The following is a 22803-nucleotide window of genomic DNA, read 5'->3' as shown; positions in this document are numbered from 1 at the left end:
CTGCGGCGTAGGGCATCGAAGGCAGCACTGGGAGGTTGACCGGCACTTAACTGCCGCCACCGGCGGCCTCGTGCAGAGGCTTGCCGAGGGATGGTGTCGCTCCTGCCCGGATGGTTCGGTGGGATTGCCGACAAGGTTGACCTCATCGTCGGGCGGCAGCCATGGCCGACACAAAGACCGGCCGTCAACCTGCACGTACGGCAGTGATGAGGTGCCGTACGGCTGAGGCGGCCACGGCGAGCGGAATCCGTTCCTGCTCCACGCGTCGGTGTCCGGTCCAGTCCTCGGCGATCAGGTTGAGGTAGAGCTCGGTTTCTGCGGCGGTCAGCAGCGGTACGGGACGCGGTGTTCGGGCCTGCAGCGGTCGGCCTCGGGCGTCGAGGTTGGTGCCGTACTTCTCCCACCGTTCGTAGGCGGAGGGGACCATGAGAATCGAGGTGGCAGGGATGCCGGCGGCGCGGAACTCGTTGAGGATCTCCAGGCCGTCGGCGTCCATGTCGCCCCAGTAGATGACGTGGTCGGCATGGGTCAGCCAGGGCAGGCCGGCGATGGTGGTGCCACCGCGTCCGACGCCTTCGATGCTGATTCCGGCGTCCAGTTCGGGGAAGTGGATGGCGGTGTCTTTGTTCTCGGAGATGATCACGACTTCGGGCTGGTAGGCCGGCACAATGGCGTCGCCGAGGGTGGCGGAGTCGTGATGCCGGCCACCGGCGCCGCGGTGGGTCGGGTCGAGGTAGGTGAAGTGCACCCGAGGTGGGTGCGGTGGCAGTAAGCGCAGATCGTCGCTTCCGGACAGCCGCCGTACCAAATGGTGGCGATGGTTGAGCCACTTGGCGTGCAGGCCCTCGATCGGTACCTGTCGCGGAGTCAGCCCGGTGGCGTCGTTAGTACGAAACCAGGTGGCGGCGCGCCGTAGCAGGTCGAAGTCCACGTCGTCGAGGGTGTCGACGGCGGCGACGGTCGGGGCGAGCAGGGTCGGGGCCGCGAGGTGAGGAAAGTCGGCGGCCAGGATGCTGGCACGACGACGTCCTTGCTCGAGTCTGTGTGGCCAAGCCCCGCCAACCAGGTGCGCTGCTTGATCGGCGTGCATGACGATGACGTGGGTGGGAAGGGCTTGGTCGGTGCCGTGGACCCGGCGACTGGCGGTTCGTAGCGCTACGTCATGACCAGCGCTCCAGCTACGCCAGGTGGCTGCCCACGCTGCAGCTGCAGCGAAGTTGTCGGCCAGTTGGGCCGAGGCGGGTTTACCGAGTGCGAAGGCGTGCGGCCAGGCTGCTGCCGGGTCCTGGTCTTGGTCCGCGGCGCGGCTTGGCAGCTCGGCTGGCGCAATGGTGGTGCTTTGCGGCCACGTGTTGGCGAGGCGGCGCTGTATGTCGGCGAGGACCTGATCGATCGTCTTCATTCGCGCTTGGCCTCCGTCGATGACCCTGGAGGCATGGTGACGGTGAGTGGCTCACGTCTTCTGGGGATGAGCGCCGCTTGGTCGATGTCGCTGATCCGGGTGACGAAGGAGTAGTGGGTGTTGGTGTTCTTCGTGATCGCCAGCAACTCGTCCATGTGCGGTTCCAGGGCGGTGACCTTGTCCAGAGGTGCGCCGACAATGAGCTGGAAACCGAGACCTTTCCATGCTTGTACGGCGCGGCCGGCGAACTCGGCGTCAGATTTGACGAAGCCCTCGTCGAGGAAAACCGGCGCGAATCGGGGCCGGGATCGCAGTTCGTCGCCCAGGCGGAACCGCAATGCGGCGCCGACGATGAAGGCCACCAGTTCTTGACTCTCGCCACCGCTCTTGCCGCCGAGGGAGGAGTGGATGCTCAGCAGTTGTCCGGCGGCGTCGTAGCGCTCGGCGGTGATAGCGACGTGGCGCCGGACGTCGAGCAGCTGATCACGGTTGCTCAGCTCGGGTATGGCCCGCGGGTCGTTACGGCGGCGCAGGCGGCCCATGAACTGCTGCAGTTGCTGGAAGCGTTGCTGCATGAGCTGTTCGGGCAGGTCTCGGGTCGCGGCAGAGGACAGGGCCCGCAGATCGCGGCGGAACTGTGCCACGGTCTCCGGGGTCGTGCGGCGCAGGTTGATCCGCAGCCGGTCGCGGTTGGCGCCGAAAGGCAGCTCGTGCAGGATGGCGTTAATCGGTTCGAGGCGTTCCTCGATCTCCTCGATGGACGCCTCCATGCTGCCGGCGAGGGGGACGAGGTCCTCGCCGCTCCAGGCCATCAGGCGCCGGCGCCATTCTTCGCGGCGTTCGTGCAATCCGGTGGTGAGGATGGCGTCGAGGATCGCGGCGTAATCGGGGTATGACGCGGCGGTGCGTCCGAGGTTGGGGTCGTCGAATTTGACCAGGTAGGCGGTGAAGATCGCCGCGAGGTCGGCCTCGAGGCTGGTGATCTGTCGGCGGGCCGATTCGGCGGAGGTGAGCAGGCGCTGGCGTAGCCGGGCGAGGTTCGTGATGAACTGCTTCAGGTTGCTGGGGTCGTCGGGGCGTACAGCATTGACGAAGTGCTCGTCGAGGACTTCGGCTTGTTCTGCGGTGAGCACCACGTGTTGATCACTGCCGAGGCGTTGCAGGTCCGCGCTCACGGTCGCATGTCGGTCGGTGAGCGTTTCGGCGTGCTCGTGCAGCTCGTCGGCGTGTTGTTTGACGCGGTAACGGTGTTCGCGGGCCCCTTCCAGCTGGTCGTGCAGCTGCTCGATGCGCGTTTGCAACTCCTGCAGCCGGTCATCGGCGTCGAGGACGGCGCGGCGTGCTCGGTGCAGGTGTTCGATGCGCTCGTCGGAGCCGACTACGTCAATGTCGGTGAAAACGGTGGCATAGATGGCGTCGTAGGCGCTGCGCTGATCGTCAAGGTCGGTGCGGCGGGCGTTGTTGCTGGTGAGGTCACGGTCGATCTGGCCGAGCGTGGAAGCGATCGAGCCGAGTTCACGGTCGATGTCGGCCAAGGTTTCGGTGTTGCTGAACCCGATGATGTTGGCCTGGTCGTTGCGGCCGTGGGTTCCGCGGCTGCCGTTGCGGGTCTGTCCGGCGAGGGTGACACGGTAGCCGCCGCTGTTGAGCTGCTCCGGTGTCGTGACGCACAGAGCGTTACGGGCAGGCTCGGACAGATGCCGTCGCACCCATCCGGAATATGGCGACTCCTTGAACAGAAGTTTCCCGGCGATCCGGTCCGGGTCACGCTCGACGTGGCCGTCGTCGCCGGTCGGCACTCCTTCGAAGGTCAGCCGACCTTTGAGGCGAAGCGGGTCGATCGCTGCCGAGAACGCCGCAAGCTCGTGCTTGGGTACCAGAAGCAGCCGGGCGCTGGCGCCCAACACCGTTTCGATCGCGGTCCTCCACGCCACGTGTTCAGCAGGGACATCGATGAGTTCGGCGAGAAACGGCAGGTCTGCGACATCGATGCCGGATGCGTGGGCGACCTCGCGGCGCATGTCGTCCAAGTGCTTGGGTACGCGGCCAGCGCGCCCGGCGAGGGAGGCGCGTTCCTCGGTGAGGACGGTGCGGCGCTGCAGCAGCGGAAGCTGCCGTGCCATGATCGCGTCACGGTCAACGGTCAGGTCGTGGGCGGCCTGGGGATAGTTGTCGAGGAACACCGCAGCTTGTTGCTGCAATGCGGCGAAGGCGTCCTGGTCGGCCAGCGGCGCATCCAGAGCTGTCGTGCGTTCGGCCAGCACCGCGCGGCGGGCCAGTCGTTCGTCGCGGCGTTGTTGTTCCTGATTGATCTGCTGGGCCAAGTCTTCGAGCTGTCCGCCGCCGGCTTCGCGGTGGGCCTGCGCGGCGGCGCTGTGCTCCTTCTCCAAAGTGTTCACCGATGTGACGGCGCTAGTCAGTTGCGCGGCGGTGCTCTTCTGCTCCCGCTGGTTGGCGTCGAGGGCGCCAGCAAGCAGGCGGTCCTCGCGGCGCAGCGACCAGAGCAGGATGGGCGTGTCGCCTGTGCGGTCGGGGCCGAAGGTGTTGATCTGTTCCACGGTGGTGTGCGCGGTCTGCAGCAGGGTGTGTTTGGCGGTGATCGGGGCGAGCAGGTCGGCCTTCTGCTGTTCGGTGTGCATCGCCAGGTAGGCGGCTTCCAGGTCGTCGAAGTGGCTGATCGCCCGGTCAGCGGCCTCGTAGGTGGCGGGTCGTTCAAGGACCATTTCCTTGTACAGCTCGTCGACGGTACGGATCTGGTGCCCGGCTTGGATACGCACCAGCAGCCGCAGCGCCTTTTCGCCGTCGCCGTTGGCGCCGATGCCCAACTGCGTGTGCAGCCGGGCCGCGAACGACGCGTAGGTCGTGTGGGTGAGCAGACCGGGAAACGCAGCCTTGAGCAGTCGTGGCTGGAACTGCTCGTCGGCATAGCCCGCCAGCTCCGTCAGGTCGAAGCGCCCGTCGATGGTGGCCATGCGCATGACGATGTCGACCACCTGGGCGGCGCGAGCCGGGACGAAGTAAGCGCGCAGGGCGGTGAACCGGCGATCGTGATCGTCGACGAAGGTCATCGCGACCGCTCCCCAGGTCGGCCGGCCGGCCCCACGCAGCAGCTTGGGCCGTTCACGCCCGTGCTCGTCGGCGGTGGTGTCGGTCTGCCCTCGCAGATACGACAGCAGGCTGCGTTGCTCAGCGCTGCGGGCGCGGCCGGTGACGGCATCGTTGGAGGCGCCGTTGAAAGGGGTGTCGGCGGGCATCATTAACGCGATGTAGGCGTCCAACAGGGTGCTCTTGCCCGTGCCGGAGGCTCCGGAGATGAGGGTGGCGCCGCGGTGGAAGTCGAAGCGTGCTTGGCCTTCGAAGCCTCCCCAGTTCACCAGTTGGAAGGACTCGGCTCTCCATTGCAAGAGCCCGTCAGTGGACGGGGGCGTCGGCCTAGTCACCGGGAAGGGAAGCTGGCCGGCTGCGGGCTGCTGCTGATACAGCAGCGGCCCGGCGGCAAGCAGTGGAGGCTGTTCGTGCTCGCTGATGGTCACCGGGCGTCCTCGTCGCTGATGTCGGTGTCGCCGGCGTAGGCCGTCAGGTCGGCGGGGTCCACACCGGTGCCGGGGTCGGAGTTCTGCGATTGCAGCCAACGCAGCAGCTCCTGCAGTTTCTCCAGCGGGAGCACCACATCAACAGCCGGGCTGACCTCGAACTGTTCGGCGGCGCTCGCTCCGACGAGCAGACCCGCACGGTTCAGGTTCTCGATGGCATTGGCGGTCCGGCGTGCGTCGCCGGCCTGATCGGTGGCGTGCTCGGGGCGTAGGGATGCGACATGCTCGAGCAGGTCCTGGCGGTCCACCAGGGTGCGAGACGTGCCTGCTGCCTCTTCGGAACGGGCACGGCTGCGCAGGTAGACCAGCAGGATGGTTTCCTCGCGGCTCCATGCTGTGTCGTGCAGCAGCGTCGGGAAGCGCCCGCCGCCCTCGGGAACGGCCTGCCGTTTGTAAGCGACTTCCCGGGTGAGGTCGAGGTGCAGGTCCATGAACTGGTCGTTGAGCCGGGACCGGATCAGCCGCGGATCAGCTATCAGGGTGTGCCATTCCTTCGGGTGGCTGCGCGCGGTGATGAAGCGATTCTTGAGCAACGCGACGAGGGCGCGCCGCTGCGGGATTTCCAGGGCGCCTTCGTCGCCCTCGAATAGCGCGACGCTGCTGCTCAGCTCACGGTCTGGGGCGTCTGGGTCGTCCGATACGAGAGACTGGGTGTTGGCGGTGTCGTCGATGGTCACTCAGGCTCCTGCTGTCCGGGGTGTTCACGGTTGTCATCGTCGGCGGACATGCGGCCGGGCTCGTGCCGGTTGACAGCGATGAGGGGGACGTTCAGGTCTCGAGCAGAGCCGTCTGGGCGCACGGCGCGGTAGACCTCGTCGTGGTCGTGCTGCTGGTTGAAACCGCCTAGATTCGCGGCCAAGTGCAGCAATCCGAAGATCTCAACGGGTCGGCGCAACGGAATCTCGAGCCCGCCGAACAACTGCCCCAGCGAGTTCACAGGCTCATCAGCGCTGAAGGCCTGCTCGATTGCAGCCCGCAACTGGTCTAGCGACGGCCCGCCCTGCGCGAGGAGCTGCGCCAGAGACAGCCGGTCGGGGCGGTGATCGCCGACGTCGCGCAGCGCAGGCAATTCGGCTTCGTCGTTCGGGTTGTGGAACCGTTCCCTCAGATGGTGGATGTCCAGGCGTGGCGGCAGCAGAGGCAAGTCGACGGCGCTGCGAGGGCCGGCAGCGTTCATCCATCGGGCCAATTCTGCGTCGAGCTGCCGCAGCGTGGCGTCCAGTTCACGGTCACGGGCGGTGTTATGGGTCTGTATGTATTCCCGCAGTGTCGCGGTGACACGGTTGCGTTGAGTGAGCACTCCATCGATGCCGTTGCGGATCAAGGTGACTGTGCCGCGCAGGTCACGGCGATCAGCGGCGTTCAAGATGTCGTCGGCCACGGGATGATCGAGCAGCGCGGTCAAATCCTCCCGCAACTGCAGGAGCAAACCGTCATCGCGCAGAAGTGTGAAAGCGCCTTCAAAGGCTCGCCCCTCCGCGGTGGCGCTCATCAGTGAATCGGTGCGGCGAAGGTAGTCGTCGATCACTTCTCCGGTCGGCCGGTTGTCGGCGCGGAACGAGGCGAGGATCTGCGCGCGCAGCATGGCGAATGCCTCTTGCACCCGGGCGAAGTCGCTGGGCAGCGCGGCCACGAGCTGCAGTAGTTCGCCGAATCCTTCCAGCATGTAGTCAGCCGATACCTGCGGCAGGACACCTCCGCCAAGGAGGCGGTCACGTTCAGCAGACAGCCGTTCGATCTCGCTGTTGAGGATGCTGACCCGTGCTGCGCGATCGGGGTTGACTTCGGTGTTGAAACGGCGGACTGCGTTGACGATCGTGGCGATGCGGTGCTCGCTCAAACTCCCGCGTTCCCGCGTCAGACTCGTGACAAGGTTGAGGGCGTCCTGGGCGTGGCTGGTCAGCGTGTACACCTCGGTGCCGCCGTCTTCGACGCTTCGCACCAGCCATCGGCCCCTCATCCACCGCAGACACAGATCGCGGCCGGAGCCAGCCGGGAGGTCGGAAATGCCGGCGCTGCGAAGGTGATCGAGGTAGGTGTCGACCTGCTCGTGCAACCGGGCGGTCGGGACCGTACGCACGTCGCGGCTGAAGACGGTGCGAAACACGGCGATCACGACTCGGGCGTGGCCCTTGTAGAGCAAGGTGAGCGTCGGCTGGTCGAAGGCGCCCGCCACCCGGGCGAGTTCCCCCACGATGTCGGCCATCAACGCACCCCATGTCCGGCTGCCGGTAGCCGCGGGTCCGAGGGCGAGAACCGACGGCCAGCGCCTCGGAGAACCACGCGCCCCGTCAGGTCCCACAGCTCAGAAGGCATAGCGCCTAAAACGATCATCAGCTCCACGTCGCATCCCATCGATTGCTCGCCGGTGCGGCCTTGATGATGCCAGGGGGCTACGACAATTTTCTTACTCGAACGAATGTCCTACGAAGCCCGGACCCTAACGCGGTCATCTTTCATTGATTTGGATCATCGGCCGAGGCGCGCAATTGCGGATCTGCCCTGTTCTGTACTGCGTCTGATATCACGGGCACCCCAACCAGGTAAGCCCGGTCGGGTGATTGGAATCCCCGACAAGAAGGACAACAGCTCACCCGCGTCCCGCGCGAACGGGCCGGCGCGGGTCATCAAGATGATCGACCTACCCCTTTGGGGTACACGGCGGCCGGGGCCGGCGAGCAAAGCTCGGGTCATGGCTTCCATGACGAGAAGAAATACGTCGTTCTGCCTGCGGTGGCGTTACGCGGGCCGGTTGCAGTGCTGCACATTCCGCGGCCCCTCACCGGCGAAGGCTCTCGCGGCGAAGCAGTACGTCGAAGCGCAAGCCCACCAGCTCTTCAGCGCCGCGGTGTACGCGGCGATCGACCCGGGCTCGCCGAAGGCGCAGCACCGGCCGCAGTCGCCGCTGCTGCGCGATTGGATCGAGCGGTGGCTCGCGCTGAAGATCGACGTCTCCCCCACCACACACGCCGAGTACACCCGTCTGCTGCGCCACCGAGTGGTCCGGGACCTCGGTGATCTTCGCGTCGGTGACATCAGCCGGCACGCGCACCTGGATTCGTGGAAGGCGGCCCTCGCCGCAGAGTTGATGCCGGCCGGGGTACGGAAGCATTGGGCGGTGCTCAGCGAGGTCATGCGCGACGCGGTGCCGCAATGGCGGCCCGATAATCCGCTGCAGCGCCCGTACGGGCATCGCGGCAACGGGCTGCCGCGGCCGGCGCCGTGCCAAGTGTGCCTGCTCTCAAGGGCTCAGGCGCGGCTGCTGATCGACTGTTGCGCACCGCCGGCGCGCGGTCTCGTCGTGGCGGCGCTCGGGACGGGGATGCGACTGGGTGAGCTGCTCGGCCTCCGGGCCGTCGACGTGTGCCTTCGCGGTCAGGCGCCATCCGTACGGGTAACGCAGGTGCTGCATCGTGGCGGCGGGTTCGGACCACCGAAGACACCGGCGTCGCGGCGCACGATCACTCTCGCCGCCTCGACCGCCGCGGTCTTCGCCGAGCTCCTCGAGGACAAGCTGCCCGATCATCCGGTCTTCGCCGCCCCAAACGGCAGGCCATGGACAGTCAGCAATCTGCGACAGCGGTACTGGCAGCCCGCCGTGATCGCTGCCCAGCGTTGCCCGCAGCACCTACCGGCAAACCCATCCAGCTGGAGCAGCCGTACATCTGCGTCCACCTGCGGATGCCCGGAGCGGCTGCACACACGTCCGCGTTTTCACGATCTGCGGCACTCACACGTCGCCCGGTTGATCGCCGCCGGCTGGGATTTCTACATGATCCAGTTGCGGTTAGGGCACGCGTCGATCCGTACGACGTTCGATACCTACGGTCACCTGCTGCCACACGGGGAGCACGACCGGCTGACCGCGCTCGACGCATGGCTCGCCGGGGCTTCTCCTAAGTAGGTGCAGGTATGGAATAGGTGGACGTACGCCTGCACCACCCCCGGCATTAAACGGTTCCAGCCACCCGATCGTCGGACGCCTCGATCTCTCCTTCGAAGCTAGACCGATGCTGCCGATCCCGGGCTCGCCCTCACCGCCAACAGCGCCCAAACCCGGAACCCGGCGATGTGCTACAGCCACCCGGACAGCCGCCGCCGCCGACACACGGCAGCGGCGGTCACATCCTGCAAAGCATCCTAGGAACCTGGGTATGAGCTTGTTCTGTCAAGTGTTTGGAATCCACAGGGCCCGCCTCAATAATGAAGAGCGAATCAGCCAAAGCCGTAAGCGCATTTAGATGCCACTATGGACGTCCCCTGAGACCCCGTGACTGCCACCTGGGCGAGGTCGTCGGCCCTTCCTGACCCCCACACTGCCAGTTCGAACTTATACACGCTGTGACCTGTGCGTTTGCAAGCAAGTCCTGGTCAGGAGGTTTTCAGGGTGCTGGTTCTTACGCTCAGTAGGAACCGACATGCCCCGTTGGTGTTCGCATGCGTACACCTGTTCGGCCTACTTTCCTGGACATGGCATCTATGAAACCGCGTGGGCGGTCTTACGAGGTTCGGTGGCGTTCGGGTCGCCAGGGCGACTGGCAGACGTGCACGTTCTCTACCGAGAAGCTGGCGCAGGCGGCCAAGGATCTCGCCGAGGCGCGTCACCACAAGATCAGCGACACAGACGTGTACGCCGCGCTCCTGGGCATCGACAGGGTCGACGACGAGCCGGAGGACGAGCAGAGGGAGGAGGCGGAGCGCAGCCCGACACTTGGCGCCTGGGTGGATGAGTGGCTGACGCTGAAGGTCGACGTTGCGGAAAGCACCCATAAGGAGTACGCCCGCATGTTGCGGGGGCGGGTGGTGCCCGTCCTTGGCGACCTGCGGGTGGACGAGATCAGCCGGGACAAGGACATCGACCCGTGGAAGGTGAACCTGTCGGCGGATCTGATGCCCGCCGGCGTGCAGAAGCACTGGGCGGTGCTGAGCATGGTCATGCGCGATGCGGTACCGCGGTTCCGGCCTGACAACCCGCTCGACCGGCAGCCGGGGCATCGGAGCAACGGACTGCCGAAGGTCTACAAGTACAACGCGTGCTTCCTGTCGACCGAGGAGGCGCGTCTGCTTGTCGCTGTGTGCCCGGACGCGATCCGTGATCTTGTGCGGGTGGCGTTGGGGACGGGGATGCGGATGGGCGAGATTTTCGGCTTGCGGGTGGGATCTTTGGAACTGCGTGGCGAGCGGCCGGTGCTTTACGTCGAGCAGACGTTGCGCCGTGGTGGCACGTTCGCTGAGCCGAAGTCGGAGCGGTCGAGGCGGTCCATCTTGCTGCCGAAGACGGTTGCCGCGTTGCTGGCCGAACGGACCAAGAACAAGCGCCGCGGTGATCTGGTTTTCGCTGCTCCTGGGGGTAAGCCGTGGGATGCGAACAATTTCCGTTCGAGGTACTGGGAGAAGGCTGTTGCGGCGGCTCAGCGGTGCGTAGCTCATCCGCCGACCCTGGCGAAGGTCGGCAATGGCAAGAAGGTGCGGCGAGTCAGTGACTTGGCGGTGTCGTCGTGCGAGTGCAAGACGCGGCTGCATCAGCGGCCGCGCTTCCATGACCTGCGTCATTCGCATGTTGCGTACCTTATTGACGCCGGGTGGGATTTCTTCGTCATTCAGCACCACATCGGGCACGCATCGATCAAGACGACGTTTGATGTCTACGGTCACCGGTTGACGCGCGGTGACAAGGCCCGCCTGAAGGCGCTTGACGAGCGGCTCACCGATGGGACGGTCACGGACATGCAGAGCGCGAAGAAGGGCCGCAAGAAGGCGGCGAAGAAGTCGAAGGGCAATATCTCACCCTTCATCGAAGGGATGGGCGAGGCTGCTTGACGCGGCCCCTCATCCGAGAGGGGGGTGTCGAGGCTCTTGGTGCTGCGCGTGAGTTGTTGAGGGTTCAGTGACCTTTCGGGGCCGGCTCGCGCGCAGCTCACTCGATACTTCGTCCGGTATTGCGGGTGCCTGGAAGGTTTTGGGTTCCATAATGGAGGTATGGGCATGGGCGATAAGCAGCTCCCGCGGCAGCGGTCACACGACTCGGTGTGTTTGCGGTGCCGTCGCCTTGATCAGTTGGTGAGCGTGCCGGCTGCGGTACGTGCCGGTCATTCCACCGGCGTGGTGCGAGGCAGCGTGACTGGCCGGTTCGGCTACGACGTTCCTGTGAGCGGTCGGGTGGTCCAGGTCAGTGCGTTGGCTCGTGCGTTGGCGGCGCCGAGGCGGCCGCGTGCCGCCACCGGGCCGGCCGTCGTGTTCGGTGGGTCTGCCCTGCTGGCGTTGTGGAATTTGCTGGTGGCGGTGTCGGATCCGGCTGGCGGTACGGCGTGGTTCGGGCTGGTGTTCTTTCTCGCCGTGGCGGCCGGCAGTGGTTGGGTGCTTCGGACGCGGCAGCGTCGCGTCCAGGTGATGGGTCCGTTGGTTGACGAGGCGGTCGGGCTCTGGCGGCGGTCGTGGTACTGCCGTCGGTGCGGTGTCGTCAGCGTCTACGGCGCTGGTGCGCCGACGACCGTGGCTGCGAGCGGGCTCGCCTCTGCGCTGATCTCGGTGGCTCAACAGCGCCGTCAACAGAGGGGGCTGTCTGTGCGGCCGTCGTCCGCGGGGGTTTTGCACTAGCTCGCACTTTGGAGCGCATTGCGGTGTCTGCCGGCGGTTACGGCAGCTTGGCAGCGAAGGCTTTCGCCTCGCTATCCGACTGCGTTCGGCACTCGATACCTGGCCAGTGCCTATGGCGGCCCGCTGAATGTCCGCACGTTACGACTATGGTGGAAGCTGTTACGGCAACGACCGAACAGGTTGTGAAAACGGGAGTGTTGATCTCATGGCGAAGCAAGTCATTACCCTATTGACGGACGATCTCGACGGCGGCGAAGCCGATCGCACCGTGGAGTTCGGGCTGGATGGGGTGAACTACAGCATCGACCTGTCGGAGAAGAACGCAGGCAAGCTCCGCAAGGTGCTCGACCCCTACCTCGAGAAGGCGGTCCGGGTCGGAAGGGGATCGGCTACCGGCCGTATCACGTCCCGTAGCGCCGCTGCCCAGCCGAGCCGGTCCAGCCGTGACCAGAACCAGGCGATCCGGGAGTGGGCGAAGAAGAACGGTCACGAGGTCTCGGACCGGGGCCGGATCCCGACTGGGGTGGTCGAGGCGTTTCACGCCACTCGCTGAGTCTTCAGCAGGACGGCCCGGTCCCAGGAGGGGCGAACGAGACGCCGTTGCGAATTCCACGGGGGAAGAACTCGCAACGGCGTCTCAACGAGCTTAGTCGATACCGGCACCCTCAGCTCGGCCGCGCCGGAGAGCCGGTGGCCGGGGGCGGCATCGCCAGCACGTCCCGCTGGGCGACGCGCAGCTCATCAGCAGCACGGTCTGATCCGCGGGGTACAACCCGGTCGAGGACAGCCCAGGCGTCGGTCAACGCGTGTTCCAGTTCGCCAATTCGCATGGCGTGCTGACGGCGTACCGCCTCTCGGACCTGTTCGGTTCGCCGCATCCAACCGGCAGCAGCATTCTCCGTGCGAGTCTCTTGGACCGGGGATGGCTCGTCGCCGCGCACCGCATCTACCGGGACGATCGCGGCTACCGGGCGCCCTCGATCCGTGATCACCGTGACTTGGCTGGTGACAGGAGTCAGCCGCACGATCTGGATCAATCTCGTCCGTACTTCGAGCAGTGGCAGTTCGATACGGCGGCGAGGTATCGGGGCGGCAGGTTCAGCCATGGGTCCATAGTGACGGCAGGCTATGACACTTTTCGGCGTCGAGCACCCCGACCGGCTGTCTGGCTTTCGGTCGGCTTCCGAGGCCATCTATGTGAGGGCCGTCGTTCAAGAGCCCTATTCCGTCTCTCGGACCACCCTGGCTGGCCTCATTTACCGCTCCTGGCCTAACGTTCCCGATCTGTCATCATCTGAGCTGGCCATGGCGACATGGCTGCCAGTGCCGGCACCTCGACCCCGGTAAGTACGCCGAAGACGGCGTCGAACACGCCGTAGGGTCGAGCCGTGCAGACAACTCCGCAGGCAGCGAGCCAGCCTGCTATCCGGTCAGCGCTGCCGCTGGCCTTTATGGCCGGAGCCGCGGTCGGCGTGCTCGGCGGCATGATCGGCCTCGGCGGCGCCGAGTTCCGCCTCCCACTGCTGATAATGCTTTTCGGATTCGCCGCTCTGCAGGCGGTCATCCTGAACAAGGCGCTCAGCCTCGTCGTGGTTCTCACCGCTCTGCCTGCCCGGCTGGCCGCTGTGCCGTTATCTGCGCTGACCCCACACTGGGGCGTGGTCGTCAACCTGCTCGTCGGCAGCCTCGCGGGCGCATGGGCCGGCGCCTCCTGGGCCACTCGGATGCGCTCCTCCACCCTCTACCGCGTACTCGCTGTGCTACTCGTCCTCATCGCCGCCGCGCTGATCGCCAACCACGTCGGCACCTTGCACTACGTCGACATGCCTACCGCCGCCACTGTCATCGCCGGCGTGATCGCCGGGTTCTTCATCGGCGTCGTCGCTGCCATCATGGGCGTCGCCGGCGGTGAGCTGCTGATCCCGACAATCGTGCTGCTGTTCGGCACCGACATCAAGATCGCTGGCAGCCTCTCGCTCGCCGTGTCGCTGCCCACCATGTTGGTCGCGTTCGCTCGCTACAGCCGCGACGGTAGCTTCACCGTCCTGCGGCGCTACGCCCGCGTCGGGATCGTCCTTGCTCTTGGCTCTGTCGCCGGAACCATCCTCGGCGGGCTCCTCCTCGGCGTCGTACCTGAGGCCATCCTCGTCCCTGGGCTGGCGCTGCTGCTCGTACTGTCGTCGGTCAAAGTCTGGCGTCACGCCAACGTCTAATCGACCTGTCCGTCGACGGCCGAACGGCGACCCACCCACAAACGCCGATGGCTGTCCCACCGCAGGCCCCTGCCTTGGTAGCCCATGACGCCTGCTGATTCCCTGCTCGACGGAATGCAATGGTCTACTCCCGCGGGTCAGCGTCCTGTTGCCTGTTGCCAGGCCGTGGCAGCGATTTGGGCGGCGTCCCAGGGGCTGCCTAGCGGTGGGGTGTATGACAGGTCGAGGTCAGAGATGTCGGCGACCGCGGCGCCGTAGCTGATCGCGGTGGCGTAGATGTCGATGCGCTTGGCGATCTCCGCGCCTCGGGAGCCGAGCAGTTGGGCGCCGAGGAGCCGTCCGGTGGCGCGGTCGCCGGTGACGCGGATCCGGATGGCGGTGGCGCCCGGGTAGTAGGCCTTGTGGTCGTCGGCGGTGGTTTCGATGGTGATCGGGTCGTAACCGGCTTGGCGGGCGTCGCCGTCGCGTAGACCGGTGCCGGCGGCGACGAGGTCGAACACCTTGACGGCCTGGGTGCCCAGTGAGCCGGCGAACTTGGCAGTGCCGCCTAGGGCGTTTATTCCGGCGACGCGGCCTTGTTTGTGGGCGGTGCTGCCCAGCGGTAGGTACACATGCTGGTCGAGGAGCCGGTGGTAGGTGTGAACGCAGTCGCCGGCGGCGTAGATGTCGGGCAGGTTGGTGCGCATCTGCCGGTCGACGGCGATGGTGCCGCGGATGCCGAGCCGGGTGCCCGCGGCGGCGGCGAGCTCGGTGTCGGGGCGCACGCCGGTGACGACCAGGACGATGTCACCGGGGTGATTCCCACGGTCGGTCTCGACCGTGAGCCCAGCATCGTCGGCATGGATGGCCTGAACCTTCGTGCCGTGCTGGACGTCGACGCCGTGCTCGCGCAGGTGTTCGGCCAGTGGGGCGGCGAGTTCGCCGTCGATGGTGGGCATGACCTGGTCGAGTTGCTCGACCAGGGTCACCGTCAGGCCGCGGGTGGTGAGGGCTTCGGCCATTTCCAGGCCGATGTAGCCGGCGCCGACAATGACTGCGGTGCGGGCTTGACGGCGTTCGAGGGAGTTCAGGACGGCGAACATGTCGCCCATGGAGTGCAGGACGTGGACGCCGTCGGCAGGGCCGAGCGTGTCGAGGCCGTCGATCGGTGGCAGGGCTGGCACGGCACCGGTGCCGATGATCAGCCGGTCGTAGGCGAACGTGACTGTGTCGGCTTGCGGGGTGGTGACCGTGACGGTGTGGGCGTCGGGGTCGATGGCGGTGGCGCGGTGCTCGAGACGCAGGTTGAGTCCGGCATGCAACAGGTCGGTGGTGCTGCGGTGCGCGAGTGATCGCCAGTACGGCACGTCGCCGGAGACGTGGTAGGGGATGCCGCAGATGCTGAAGTTCGGGTATCGGTCGGCGACCAGCAGCGTCACCTCGGCGCTGGGGTCGCGTTCGCGGGCGGCGAGGCCGGCGCTGATGCCGGCGTCGCTGCCGCCGATGACGAGCAGGTGCATGACGACGCCCTTTCTCGGGTTGGGCGGGCAGGCGCCATGGTGAGCCTGCGTCCTGGAGGTGGTCAGGCGTGGCGAAGCCGGCGGAAACCCGCCGCTGTTGTGCGGTGCGGGAGGAAGGACCGGCTCGTTGCAGTGCGAGAGAACCTAGAGCTCGAGGAACGAGGCGATGAAGCGCTCGGCATCCAGGGCGGCGGCGCAGCCGGTGCCGGAGGCCGTGATGGCCTGGCGGTAGGTGTGGTCGACGAGGTCGCCGGCCGCGAACACGCCCGGAACATTGGTGCGCGTGCTCGGGTGGTCGACCTTGACGTAGCCCTCGTCGTCCATTTCGACCTGACCCTTGAACAGCTCGCTGCGGGGGTCGTGGCCGATGGCGACGAAGACGCCGGTGACGTCGAGGACCTTGGTCTCGTCGGTCTGCAGGTTGCGCAGCCGGGCGCCGACCACCTTGCCGTCGCCACCGAGGATCTCCTCGACGACGCTGTTCCACTCGACCTTGATCTTCGGGTTGCTGCTCGCCCGCAGAGCCATCACCTTGCTGGCCCGGAACGAGTCCCGGCGGTGCACGATCGTCACCGTGTCGGCGAAGCGGGTGAGGAACGTGGCCTCCTCCATCGCGGAGTCGCCACCGCCCACCACGATGATGTCCTGCTTGCGGAAGAAGAAGCCGTCACAGGTGGCACACGACGACACGCCGTGACCGAGCAGCTCCTGCTCGCCGGGCACACCCAGCAGGCGCCAGGCCGAGCCGGTGGAGAGGATGACGGCGCGGGCGAAGTATTCCTTTTTGCCCACCCAGACGGTTTTGAGACCCTCGGTGCCGGCCTCGGTGGGGCGGTCGCCCAGCTCGACGCGGGTGACGTCGTCGGTGATGAACTCGGCGCCGAACTTCTCGGCCTGCTTGCGCATGTTGTCCATGAGCTCGGGGCCCATGATGCCGTCCGGGTGACCCGGGAAGTTCTCCACCTCGGTGGTGGTCATCAGCGCACCACCGGACTGCACACCCTCAATGACCAGCGGCTTGAGATTCGCCCGGGCCGCGTAGAGCGCCGCGGTGTAACCGGACGGACCCGAGCCGATGATGATCAGGTTCCGGACCACGTCGAGCTCCATGTCAGGCGGCCGGGACCAAGTCGGCGAGCAGCTTCTCGATCCGGGTCTTGATCTCGTCGCGGATCGGGCGGACTGCCACAACGCCCTGGCCGGCCGGGTCGTCGAGCTTCCAGTCCTCGTAGCGCTTGCCCGGGAAGTACGGGCAGGCGTCCCCGCAGCCCATCGTGACGATCACATCGGAGGACTCGACGGTGTCGTACTCCAGGATCTTCGGCTTCTGGTCGGTGATGTCGATGCCGACCTCGGCCATCGCCTCGACCGCGGCCGGGTTGATCGTCTCCGCCGGGGCAGAACCGGCCGAGCGGACCTCGACGGCGTCGCCGGCCAGATGGCGCAGCCAGCCGGCGGCCATCTGGGAACGGCCGGCGTTGTGCACGCAGACGAACAGGACGCTGGGCTTGTCACTCATCGGGTGTCTCTCCTGATTGCTGTTGGCGTTCAATGCGCGGTGGTAGTCGGTGCCGCGGTCGGCGTTGATCAGTGCACCGAATGGGTCAGTGGGGTGCTCGGCAGAGCTGGTCATGGCCGGGTCATAGCCGGGCCGGGGGTGCAGTCGCGTCCGTCGTGTCGTGGTGGACGACGACCTCGTCGGCGCTCTGTCCGACACCGGGGTAAAGGGCCAGCAGGAGCCCGGCGCCGATGATCAGGCCGATGATCTGGGCGCCGATGAAGCCGGGTACGGAGGCGGGGGCGATCCCGGCGAAGGTGTCGGTGAATGCCCGGCCGATCGTGACGGCCGGGTTGGCGAAGCTGGTCGAGGAGGTGAACCAGTACGCGCCGCCGATATACGCGCCAACGGCAGCCGGGGCGACCGCGGACCGGCCGGAGCGGGCCAGGGCGAAGATCAGCAGGATCAGCCCGGTGGTGGCGACGACTTCACCGAGCCACAGGTGCCCGGCGGCCCGGTCTTTGCCGGAGAAGTCGACGGCGGCCAGGTCGAACATCAGGTTCGCCAGGATCGACCCGGCGATCGCCCCGAGCGTTTGGGCGATGGCGTACCCGCCGAGGTGGGCGGCGCTCATGCCGGTGCCGGTCCGGCGGCCGAGGAACCAGTCTGCGGCGGACACGACGGGGTTGAAGTGCGCCCCGGAGATCGGCCCGAACGTCAGGATCAGCGCGCCGAGCGCGAACGCGGTGGCCACCGAGTTCTCCAGCAGCTGCAGGCCGACGTCGTTCGGCGACAGGGTGGTCGCCATGATGCCGGAGCCGACGACGGCGGTGACCAGCAGCGCGGTGCCGACGAACTCGGCCAGCAGCCGCCGCCAAGTCGCAACAGGGTTCATGAGTGCAGGCTCTCCAGATGCTCAGGGCAGATGCGGACGGGGTTCAGGCGGGGACGTGCAGGTCGTCGAGGAGCCGGCGGACGCGGCGTTCGAGTTCGTCGCGGATGGGCCGCACGTCGGCGACGTCCAGGCCGGCCGGGTCTTCGAGGTCCCAGTTCTCGTACCGGGTGCCGGGGAACACCGGGCAGGCGTCACCACACCCCATGGTGATGACTACGTCGGCGGCACGGACGACTTCGTCGGTCCAGGGCTTGGGGTACTCGCCGGCAATGTCGATACCGCGTTCGGCCATCGCGGCGACGGCGGCAGCGTTGATCTGGTTGCCGGGCTCGGAGCCACCGGACCAGGCTATGGCGTTGTCACCGGCCAGTTGGGTGAAGAACCCCAACGCCATCTGCGAACGGCCGGCGTTGTGGGTGCACAGGAACAACACCACCGGCTTACCGTCACGGTGATGCCCTTCCACCCGGGCTAGGGCCTGCAGGCGTTGCCGGGCGAACCGTTCGGCGAGCAGCGGCAGGAAGTTCGGGATGGCACCGATCGTGGCGAACTGGTCGTAGCTGGAGTGCAGGAACCGTTCGATCGTCTCCGCACCGTAGGTGCCGTCGAACTCGGCGGCGAGGCGCGTCGCCGCGGTCTTCAACGCGAGGGCTTGGTCGATCGAGAGGTCGGGACGCCAGTACGCGGTGGTGTCGGTCATGACGGGTCTCCGATGAGGGTGGGCGCGAGGCGCTCGATGCGCCCGGCCAGGTCGGTGAAGGCGGTCTCGAACGCGGCGTCGGTGTCGGCGCGCACCGGGTCGGGCACCGACCAGTGCAACCGGGGCCGGACCGTGCCGGTCAGGTCTTCGTGGGCGCTGTCGCAGACCGCGATGACCAGGTCGTTGTCGGTGATCACGTCGCTGACGTGGGCGGTCCCTGTCGCCTCCAGGTGCAGGCCGTGGCGTTGGGCGACGGTGACGGCGCGGGGATGCACCCGTTGAGCCGGATGCGTGCCGGCCGATGCGGCGGGCCGGTGGGTGCGGTCGGTCCACAGCGCTGCAGCGAGCTGTGAGCGGGCCGAGTTGTGGGTGCAGACGAACACCACCCGGGCCGTGTCGGGCAGCCGGGGCGGGGTGAGCAGGGCGAGGGTGTCCGGTCGTAGCCGTAGGTAGGTGCGGCGCTTATCGGCCTCCGAGCGGGTGCGCTCGATCAGCCCGGCGTCGGCCAGGACCTTGACGTGGTGGGCGACCAGGTTCGTCGGCATCTGCAGGTCCTGGGCGATCTCGCCGGGTGAGGCGTCACCGAGGCTCAGCGCGTCCACGATCGCGAGACGTGCCGGGTCGCCGAGTGCGGCGTGGATCCGCGCCCGCTCCCTCAGTGACTGCTGCTCAGTGTTCATTGACTCAATGGTCACTGAGTAAGTCGGATAAGGGCAAGAGGTCGCCGGGTTGTTCACCCGATGGTCATGTTCGCGGTGCGGGCTCGGCTTAGCCGGCGACGGCGACGGGCGTGCCGAGCAGGCCGCCGAGCAAGCGCAACACGAGCGGGTCGGCCTGGTAGTAGACCCAGCTTCCGCGACGTTCGGCGCTGACCAGGCCCGCCTCGCGCAGCGTGCGCAGGTGGTGCGAGATGGTCGGCCCGGACAACTCGAACGCGGGCGTCAGGTCGCACACGCAGATCTCCCCGCCGTCGGCGGAGGCGATCATCGACATCAGCTGCAACCGGACCGGATCACCCAGGGCCTTGAATGCCGGAGCCAACGCCACCGCTGCAGGTGCCGGCATGCGTCCGGCGTTGATCGGCGCGCAGCAGTCCTGCCCGACGAGATCCGTCAGGGTGACCTCAGCTGGTTTCGACATGTGTCGAGGTTGACACTTGTCGAAGCCGAGTGCAACATAGGACTCGTGGTTTTGACGATTATCTAAGCCGTTGCGGCGGTGGGATGACCGATGAGAGGTTCCAGCCGCTCAGCGCAGGCCACCGCTCGAACCGCTCGACCGTCCAGACGAAGGAGCTCCGCGACCATGAGTAGCGACATCACCGGCACCCCGGCCACCGGGCAGGAGCCGTGCTGCGGCACGACCGAAGCCGCCGTGCAGGCTGACGCCTGCTGCGCCCCGGCCGCGAAGACCGAAGCCGTCGCCGCAGGCGCTGACTGCTGCGCGCCCGCCACCGATGCACAGGCGGCCGACGCGGGAGGCTGTTGCGCCCCGGCCACGAGCACCGTGCAGGTCATCGCCTCCCCGATCCGGCTGACGCAGCCCGACCCCGCCCGCACGGCCTGGTCGCCGCAGGACGCGCCCGTCGTGGTCATCGGCGCCGGCCCGGTCGGTTTGGCCGCCGCCGCGCACCTGCACGAGCAGGGCATGCCGTTCCTCGTGCTCGAAGCCGGCACCGAGATCGCCGCGTCGGTACGTCAGTGGGCGCACGTGGGGCTGTTCAGCCCATGGCGTTACAACATCGACTCCGCCGCCCGCCGGCTGCTCGACGCCGCCGGTTGGGCCGCCCCCGACGACGAAGCCCTACCCACCGGCGCGGAACTGCTCGAGGACTACCTGCAGCCCCTGGCCAAGCTGCCCGCGATCGCACCGCACCTGCGCTTCGGCGCCCGCGTCGTCGCGATGACCCGCACCAGCGTGGACCGGGTCCGCACCGACGGCCGGGCCGACCAGCCGTTCATCGTCCGGCTCGCCGACGGCACCGACATCACCGCCAGCGCCGTCATCGACGCGTCCGGCACCTGGCGCACCCCCAACCCCCTGGGTGTCAACGGGCTGCCCGCACACGGTGAGAGCGACCTGGCCGACCTGATCGACCACGCCCTGCCCGACGTGCTCGGCGCCGACCGCGACGCCCACGCCGGCAAGCACACCATCGTCGTCGGCGCCGGGCACTCCGCCGCCAACACGCTGCTGGACCTCGCCCGCCTCGCCGACACCGCACCCGGCACCCAGATCACCTGGGCCGTACGCGGCGGGTCCGCGACGCGCGCGTTCGGCGGCGAGGACGCCGACGAGCTGCCCGCCCGCGGTGCCCTGGGCAGCGGCCTGCGCGCCCTGGTCGACACCGGCAAGGTCACCCTCGTCGAAGCGTTCGGCGTGCACACCGCACGACGCGCCGACCACGGCATCGAGCTGATCGCCGCCGACGGGCGCACCGTCACCGCCGACCGGGTGGTGTCCGCGACCGGGTTCCGGCCGGACCACAGCATCGCCGGTGAGCTGCGCCTGGACCTCGACCCGATCCTCGGCTGCACCCGCACCCTGGCCGACCTGATCGACCCCAACGAACACTCCTGCGGCACCGTCGCCCCGCACGGCTACCGCGAACTCGGCCAGCCCGAACCGAACTACTACGCCGTCGGCATGAAGTCCTACGGCCGGGCGCCGACGTTCCTCATGGCCACCGGCTACGAGCAGGTCCGCTCCATCGCCGCCGCCCTCGCGGGTGACTTCGAGGCTGCCGATGACGTGCAGCTCGACCTGCCCGAGACCGGGGTGTGCGGCTCCAACCTCGCCGCCGAGGCCGCCTCCCGCGACATCGCCGCCCGCTTCGGCCTCGCTGCCGACGTGCCGGCCATGCTCGCGGCGGCCACCATGGCGCTGCTGCCGACCTCGGCCAGCACCGGCGATGCCGTCCGCGCCGCCGCCGCCGAGATCGGACTGGACACCGAGGTCGCCCTGCAGATTGCCGCGCTCACCGAGCAGCCCGGTGCTCTGCCCAGCGTGGCCGGCCTGATCAGCCTCGCCCCGGCCGCCGGTGGCGCCTGCTGCTCGTGACCACACCCACCACCCAACCGGTAGCGCCCGCCAGTGAACTCACCGGCGGGCGCCGCCGCACCACCCTCGTCGCGTCGCTGGCGATCAGCCAGACCATCGGCTACGGCACCCTGTACTACGCCTTCGCCGTGCTCCTCGCCCCGGTAGCCGCCCACCTGCACACCAGCACCACCGCCGTCACCGGCGCATACACCGCCAGCGTCCTCACCGGCGCCGCCCTCGCTGTGCCCGTCGGCAGGTGGCTCGACCGCCACGGCGGCCGACTGCTAATGACCGCCGGATCCGCCGCCGGCGTCCTGCTCCTACTCGCCTGGTCCCAAGTCGACACCCTCTGGCAGCTCTACCTCGTGCAAATCGGCATCGGCGCAGCCAGCGCCGCCAGCCTCTACGAAGCCGCGTTCGCCATCGTCATCGCCGCCACCAGCACGGCACACCGCTCCAACGCCCTACTCACGCTCACCGTCGTCGCCGGCTTCTCCAGCACCGTCTTCCTACCCCTGACCGGGTGGCTCGTCGCCAACCACGGCTGGCGCACCGCCATCCTCGTCCTCGCCGGAATCCAGGCCCTGGCCGTCCCCTTGCATGCCTTCGCCGTACAGCGACCCGCGAATCACCACCACATGAACCCTGCCCGCGATGACGAGTCTCGCCCCGGGGTCGGAGCGGTACGCGCGGCGCTGGCCGACCGCGGATTCTGGCTCCTCGCACTCGGGTTCACCGCGCACACCGCCGCGATCACTGCGGTCACGGTGCACCTCGTCGCCGCCCTGATCTCCTGGGGACACCCACCCACATTCGCCGCCACCATCGCCGGACTCCTCGGCGCACTGTCTGTCGCTGGGCGCCTGCTGACCACCGGACTTCAACGCCGCTACCGCACCACCACTGTCACCGCCGCCGTTTTCAGCGTCCAAGCCGCCGCCGCACTGCTCCTACCGTTCGTCGGCGCGAACACCGGCGGCGCGATCGGCGCCGTCATCGGCTTCGGGCTCGGCTTCGGCGTCGCCACCATCGCCAAGCCCGTCCTGCTCGCCGAGCGCTACGACACCCGCCGCTACGCCACCCTCGCCGGCATCTTGGTCGTCCCCATGACCCTCGCCAAGGCCGCAGCACCCCTCGCCGCCGCCGGCCTACACACTCGGGCCGGCAGCTACACGCCGGTTTTGATCACGGTGGCCGCGTGCTGCGCACTCAGCGCCGCAGCCATCGCCTCCACGAGACCGACGCAGCGCATCGGCTCGATGGGCGGTCCCAGTACCTCTCGATGCAACGATCATGGTGCGCTCGGCGTGCCGGAATGACCATTTCGTACCGGCAGCACGCTCGGGCACAGCCGAACTACATCA

The 22803-nt window shown here is 67.6% G+C and carries 19 protein-coding genes; 7 read left to right on the top strand and 12 right to left on the bottom strand.

Annotated elements, in window-relative coordinates; translation table 11 throughout:
- Positions 1-184: 184 nt before the first annotated feature.
- Genes Ani05nite_RS25545 through Ani05nite_RS25530 form a run of 4 tightly spaced genes read right to left on the bottom strand, consistent with a single transcriptional unit; the run spans position 185 to position 7201 of the window.
- Positions 185-1402: a DUF3322 and DUF2220 domain-containing protein gene (locus Ani05nite_RS25545; protein ID WP_203772270.1), complete on the bottom strand. Its 1218-nt coding sequence runs from the start codon at positions 1400-1402 to the stop codon at positions 185-187.
- Positions 1399-4935 (bottom strand): ATP-binding protein, encoded by a 3537-nt coding sequence (locus Ani05nite_RS25540; RefSeq protein ID WP_203772268.1) that lies wholly within the window; start codon positions 4933-4935, stop codon positions 1399-1401. The genes Ani05nite_RS25545 and Ani05nite_RS25540 overlap by 4 nt, the downstream gene beginning before the upstream one ends.
- A complete protein-coding gene (locus tag Ani05nite_RS25535) occupies positions 4932-5672 on the bottom strand; it encodes a DUF4194 domain-containing protein (RefSeq protein ID WP_203772266.1) in 741 nt (246 codons plus the stop codon). Before Ani05nite_RS25535 ends, Ani05nite_RS25540 begins: the two co-directional genes overlap by 4 nt.
- On the bottom strand, positions 5669-7201 hold the full coding sequence (locus Ani05nite_RS25530) for a DUF3375 domain-containing protein (RefSeq protein WP_203772264.1): 1533 nt from the start codon (positions 7199-7201) through the stop codon (positions 5669-5671). The genes Ani05nite_RS25535 and Ani05nite_RS25530 overlap by 4 nt, the downstream gene beginning before the upstream one ends.
- 486 nt (positions 7202-7687) lie before the next feature.
- Here Ani05nite_RS25530 and Ani05nite_RS25525 point away from each other — a divergent pair, with 486 nt between their 5' ends.
- The 4 genes from Ani05nite_RS25525 (at position 7688) to Ani05nite_RS25510 (ending at position 12145) form a co-directional block, all read left to right on the top strand.
- Positions 7688-8899 (top strand): tyrosine-type recombinase/integrase, encoded by a 1212-nt coding sequence (locus Ani05nite_RS25525; RefSeq protein ID WP_203772262.1) that lies wholly within the window; start codon positions 7688-7690, stop codon positions 8897-8899.
- Positions 8900-9465: 566 nt separating this feature from the next.
- Complete coding sequence (locus Ani05nite_RS25520; RefSeq protein WP_203772260.1) at positions 9466-10815, top strand: tyrosine-type recombinase/integrase; 1350 nt, start codon at positions 9466-9468, stop codon at positions 10813-10815.
- Positions 10816-10974: 159 nt separating this feature from the next.
- A complete protein-coding gene (locus tag Ani05nite_RS25515; RefSeq protein WP_203772257.1) occupies positions 10975-11592 on the top strand; it encodes a hypothetical protein in 618 nt (205 codons plus the stop codon).
- Between the two features lie 205 nt (positions 11593-11797).
- Complete coding sequence (locus Ani05nite_RS25510) at positions 11798-12145, top strand: histone-like nucleoid-structuring protein Lsr2 (RefSeq protein ID WP_203772255.1); 348 nt, start codon at positions 11798-11800, stop codon at positions 12143-12145.
- Between the two features lie 112 nt (positions 12146-12257).
- Here the strand turns inward: Ani05nite_RS25510 and Ani05nite_RS25505 are convergent, their stop codons facing one another.
- A complete protein-coding gene (locus Ani05nite_RS25505) occupies positions 12258-12698 on the bottom strand; it encodes a hypothetical protein (RefSeq protein WP_203772253.1) in 441 nt (146 codons plus the stop codon).
- Between the two features lie 282 nt (positions 12699-12980).
- Here Ani05nite_RS25505 and Ani05nite_RS25500 point away from each other — a divergent pair, with 282 nt between their 5' ends.
- Positions 12981-13805 carry a sulfite exporter TauE/SafE family protein gene (locus Ani05nite_RS25500; RefSeq protein ID WP_203772251.1) on the top strand — a complete coding sequence of 275 codons (825 nt, stop codon included), beginning with the start codon at positions 12981-12983 and terminating at the stop codon, positions 13803-13805.
- 137 nt (positions 13806-13942) lie between these two features.
- Here Ani05nite_RS25500 and Ani05nite_RS25495 read toward each other — a convergent pair whose 3' ends face one another.
- From Ani05nite_RS25495 to Ani05nite_RS25465, 7 genes are all read right to left on the bottom strand, one after another.
- Positions 13943-15304 (bottom strand): FAD-dependent oxidoreductase, encoded by a 1362-nt coding sequence (locus Ani05nite_RS25495; RefSeq protein ID WP_203772249.1) that lies wholly within the window; start codon positions 15302-15304, stop codon positions 13943-13945.
- A 144-nt stretch (positions 15305-15448) separates the two neighbouring features.
- On the bottom strand, positions 15449-16414 hold the full coding sequence (trxB, locus tag Ani05nite_RS25490) for a thioredoxin-disulfide reductase (protein WP_203772247.1): 966 nt from the start codon (positions 16412-16414) through the stop codon (positions 15449-15451).
- Between the two features lies 1 nt (position 16415).
- On the bottom strand, positions 16416-16823 hold the full coding sequence (locus tag Ani05nite_RS25485; protein ID WP_203772245.1) for an arsenate reductase ArsC: 408 nt from the start codon (positions 16821-16823) through the stop codon (positions 16416-16418).
- A gap of 121 nt (positions 16824-16944) precedes the next feature.
- Positions 16945-17697 carry an aquaporin gene (locus tag Ani05nite_RS25480; protein WP_203772243.1) on the bottom strand — a complete coding sequence of 251 codons (753 nt, stop codon included), beginning with the start codon at positions 17695-17697 and terminating at the stop codon, positions 16945-16947.
- A 43-nt stretch (positions 17698-17740) separates the two neighbouring features.
- Positions 17741-18397 (bottom strand): arsenate reductase ArsC, encoded by a 657-nt coding sequence (locus Ani05nite_RS42140; RefSeq protein WP_203772241.1) that lies wholly within the window; start codon positions 18395-18397, stop codon positions 17741-17743.
- Positions 18394-19077, bottom strand: a complete 684-nt coding sequence (locus tag Ani05nite_RS25470; protein WP_203772239.1) for an arsenate reductase/protein-tyrosine-phosphatase family protein — start codon at positions 19075-19077, stop codon at positions 18394-18396. Before Ani05nite_RS25470 ends, Ani05nite_RS42140 begins: the two co-directional genes overlap by 4 nt.
- Positions 19078-19165: 88 nt before the next feature.
- Entirely contained in the window at positions 19166-19537 is a 372-nt protein-coding gene (locus Ani05nite_RS25465; protein WP_203772237.1) for an ArsR/SmtB family transcription factor, read from the bottom strand.
- A gap of 165 nt (positions 19538-19702) precedes the next feature.
- Here Ani05nite_RS25465 and Ani05nite_RS25460 point away from each other — a divergent pair, with 165 nt between their 5' ends.
- Together Ani05nite_RS25460 and Ani05nite_RS25455 are read left to right on the top strand one after the other, a co-directional pair.
- Positions 19703-21457, top strand: a complete 1755-nt coding sequence (locus Ani05nite_RS25460; protein ID WP_203772235.1) for an FAD-dependent oxidoreductase — start codon at positions 19703-19705, stop codon at positions 21455-21457.
- Positions 21454-22758, top strand: coding sequence for an MFS transporter (locus tag Ani05nite_RS25455; protein WP_239130607.1), 1305 nt, complete (start codon positions 21454-21456; stop codon positions 22756-22758). The genes Ani05nite_RS25460 and Ani05nite_RS25455 overlap by 4 nt, the downstream gene beginning before the upstream one ends.
- Positions 22759-22803 lie beyond the last annotated feature (45 nt).

The sequence above is a fragment of the Actinoplanes nipponensis genome (genome assembly GCF_016862275.1).
GTDB lineage: Bacteria > Actinomycetota > Actinomycetes > Mycobacteriales > Micromonosporaceae > Actinoplanes > Actinoplanes nipponensis.
This window is presented reverse-complemented; position numbering and strand designations above follow the sequence as displayed.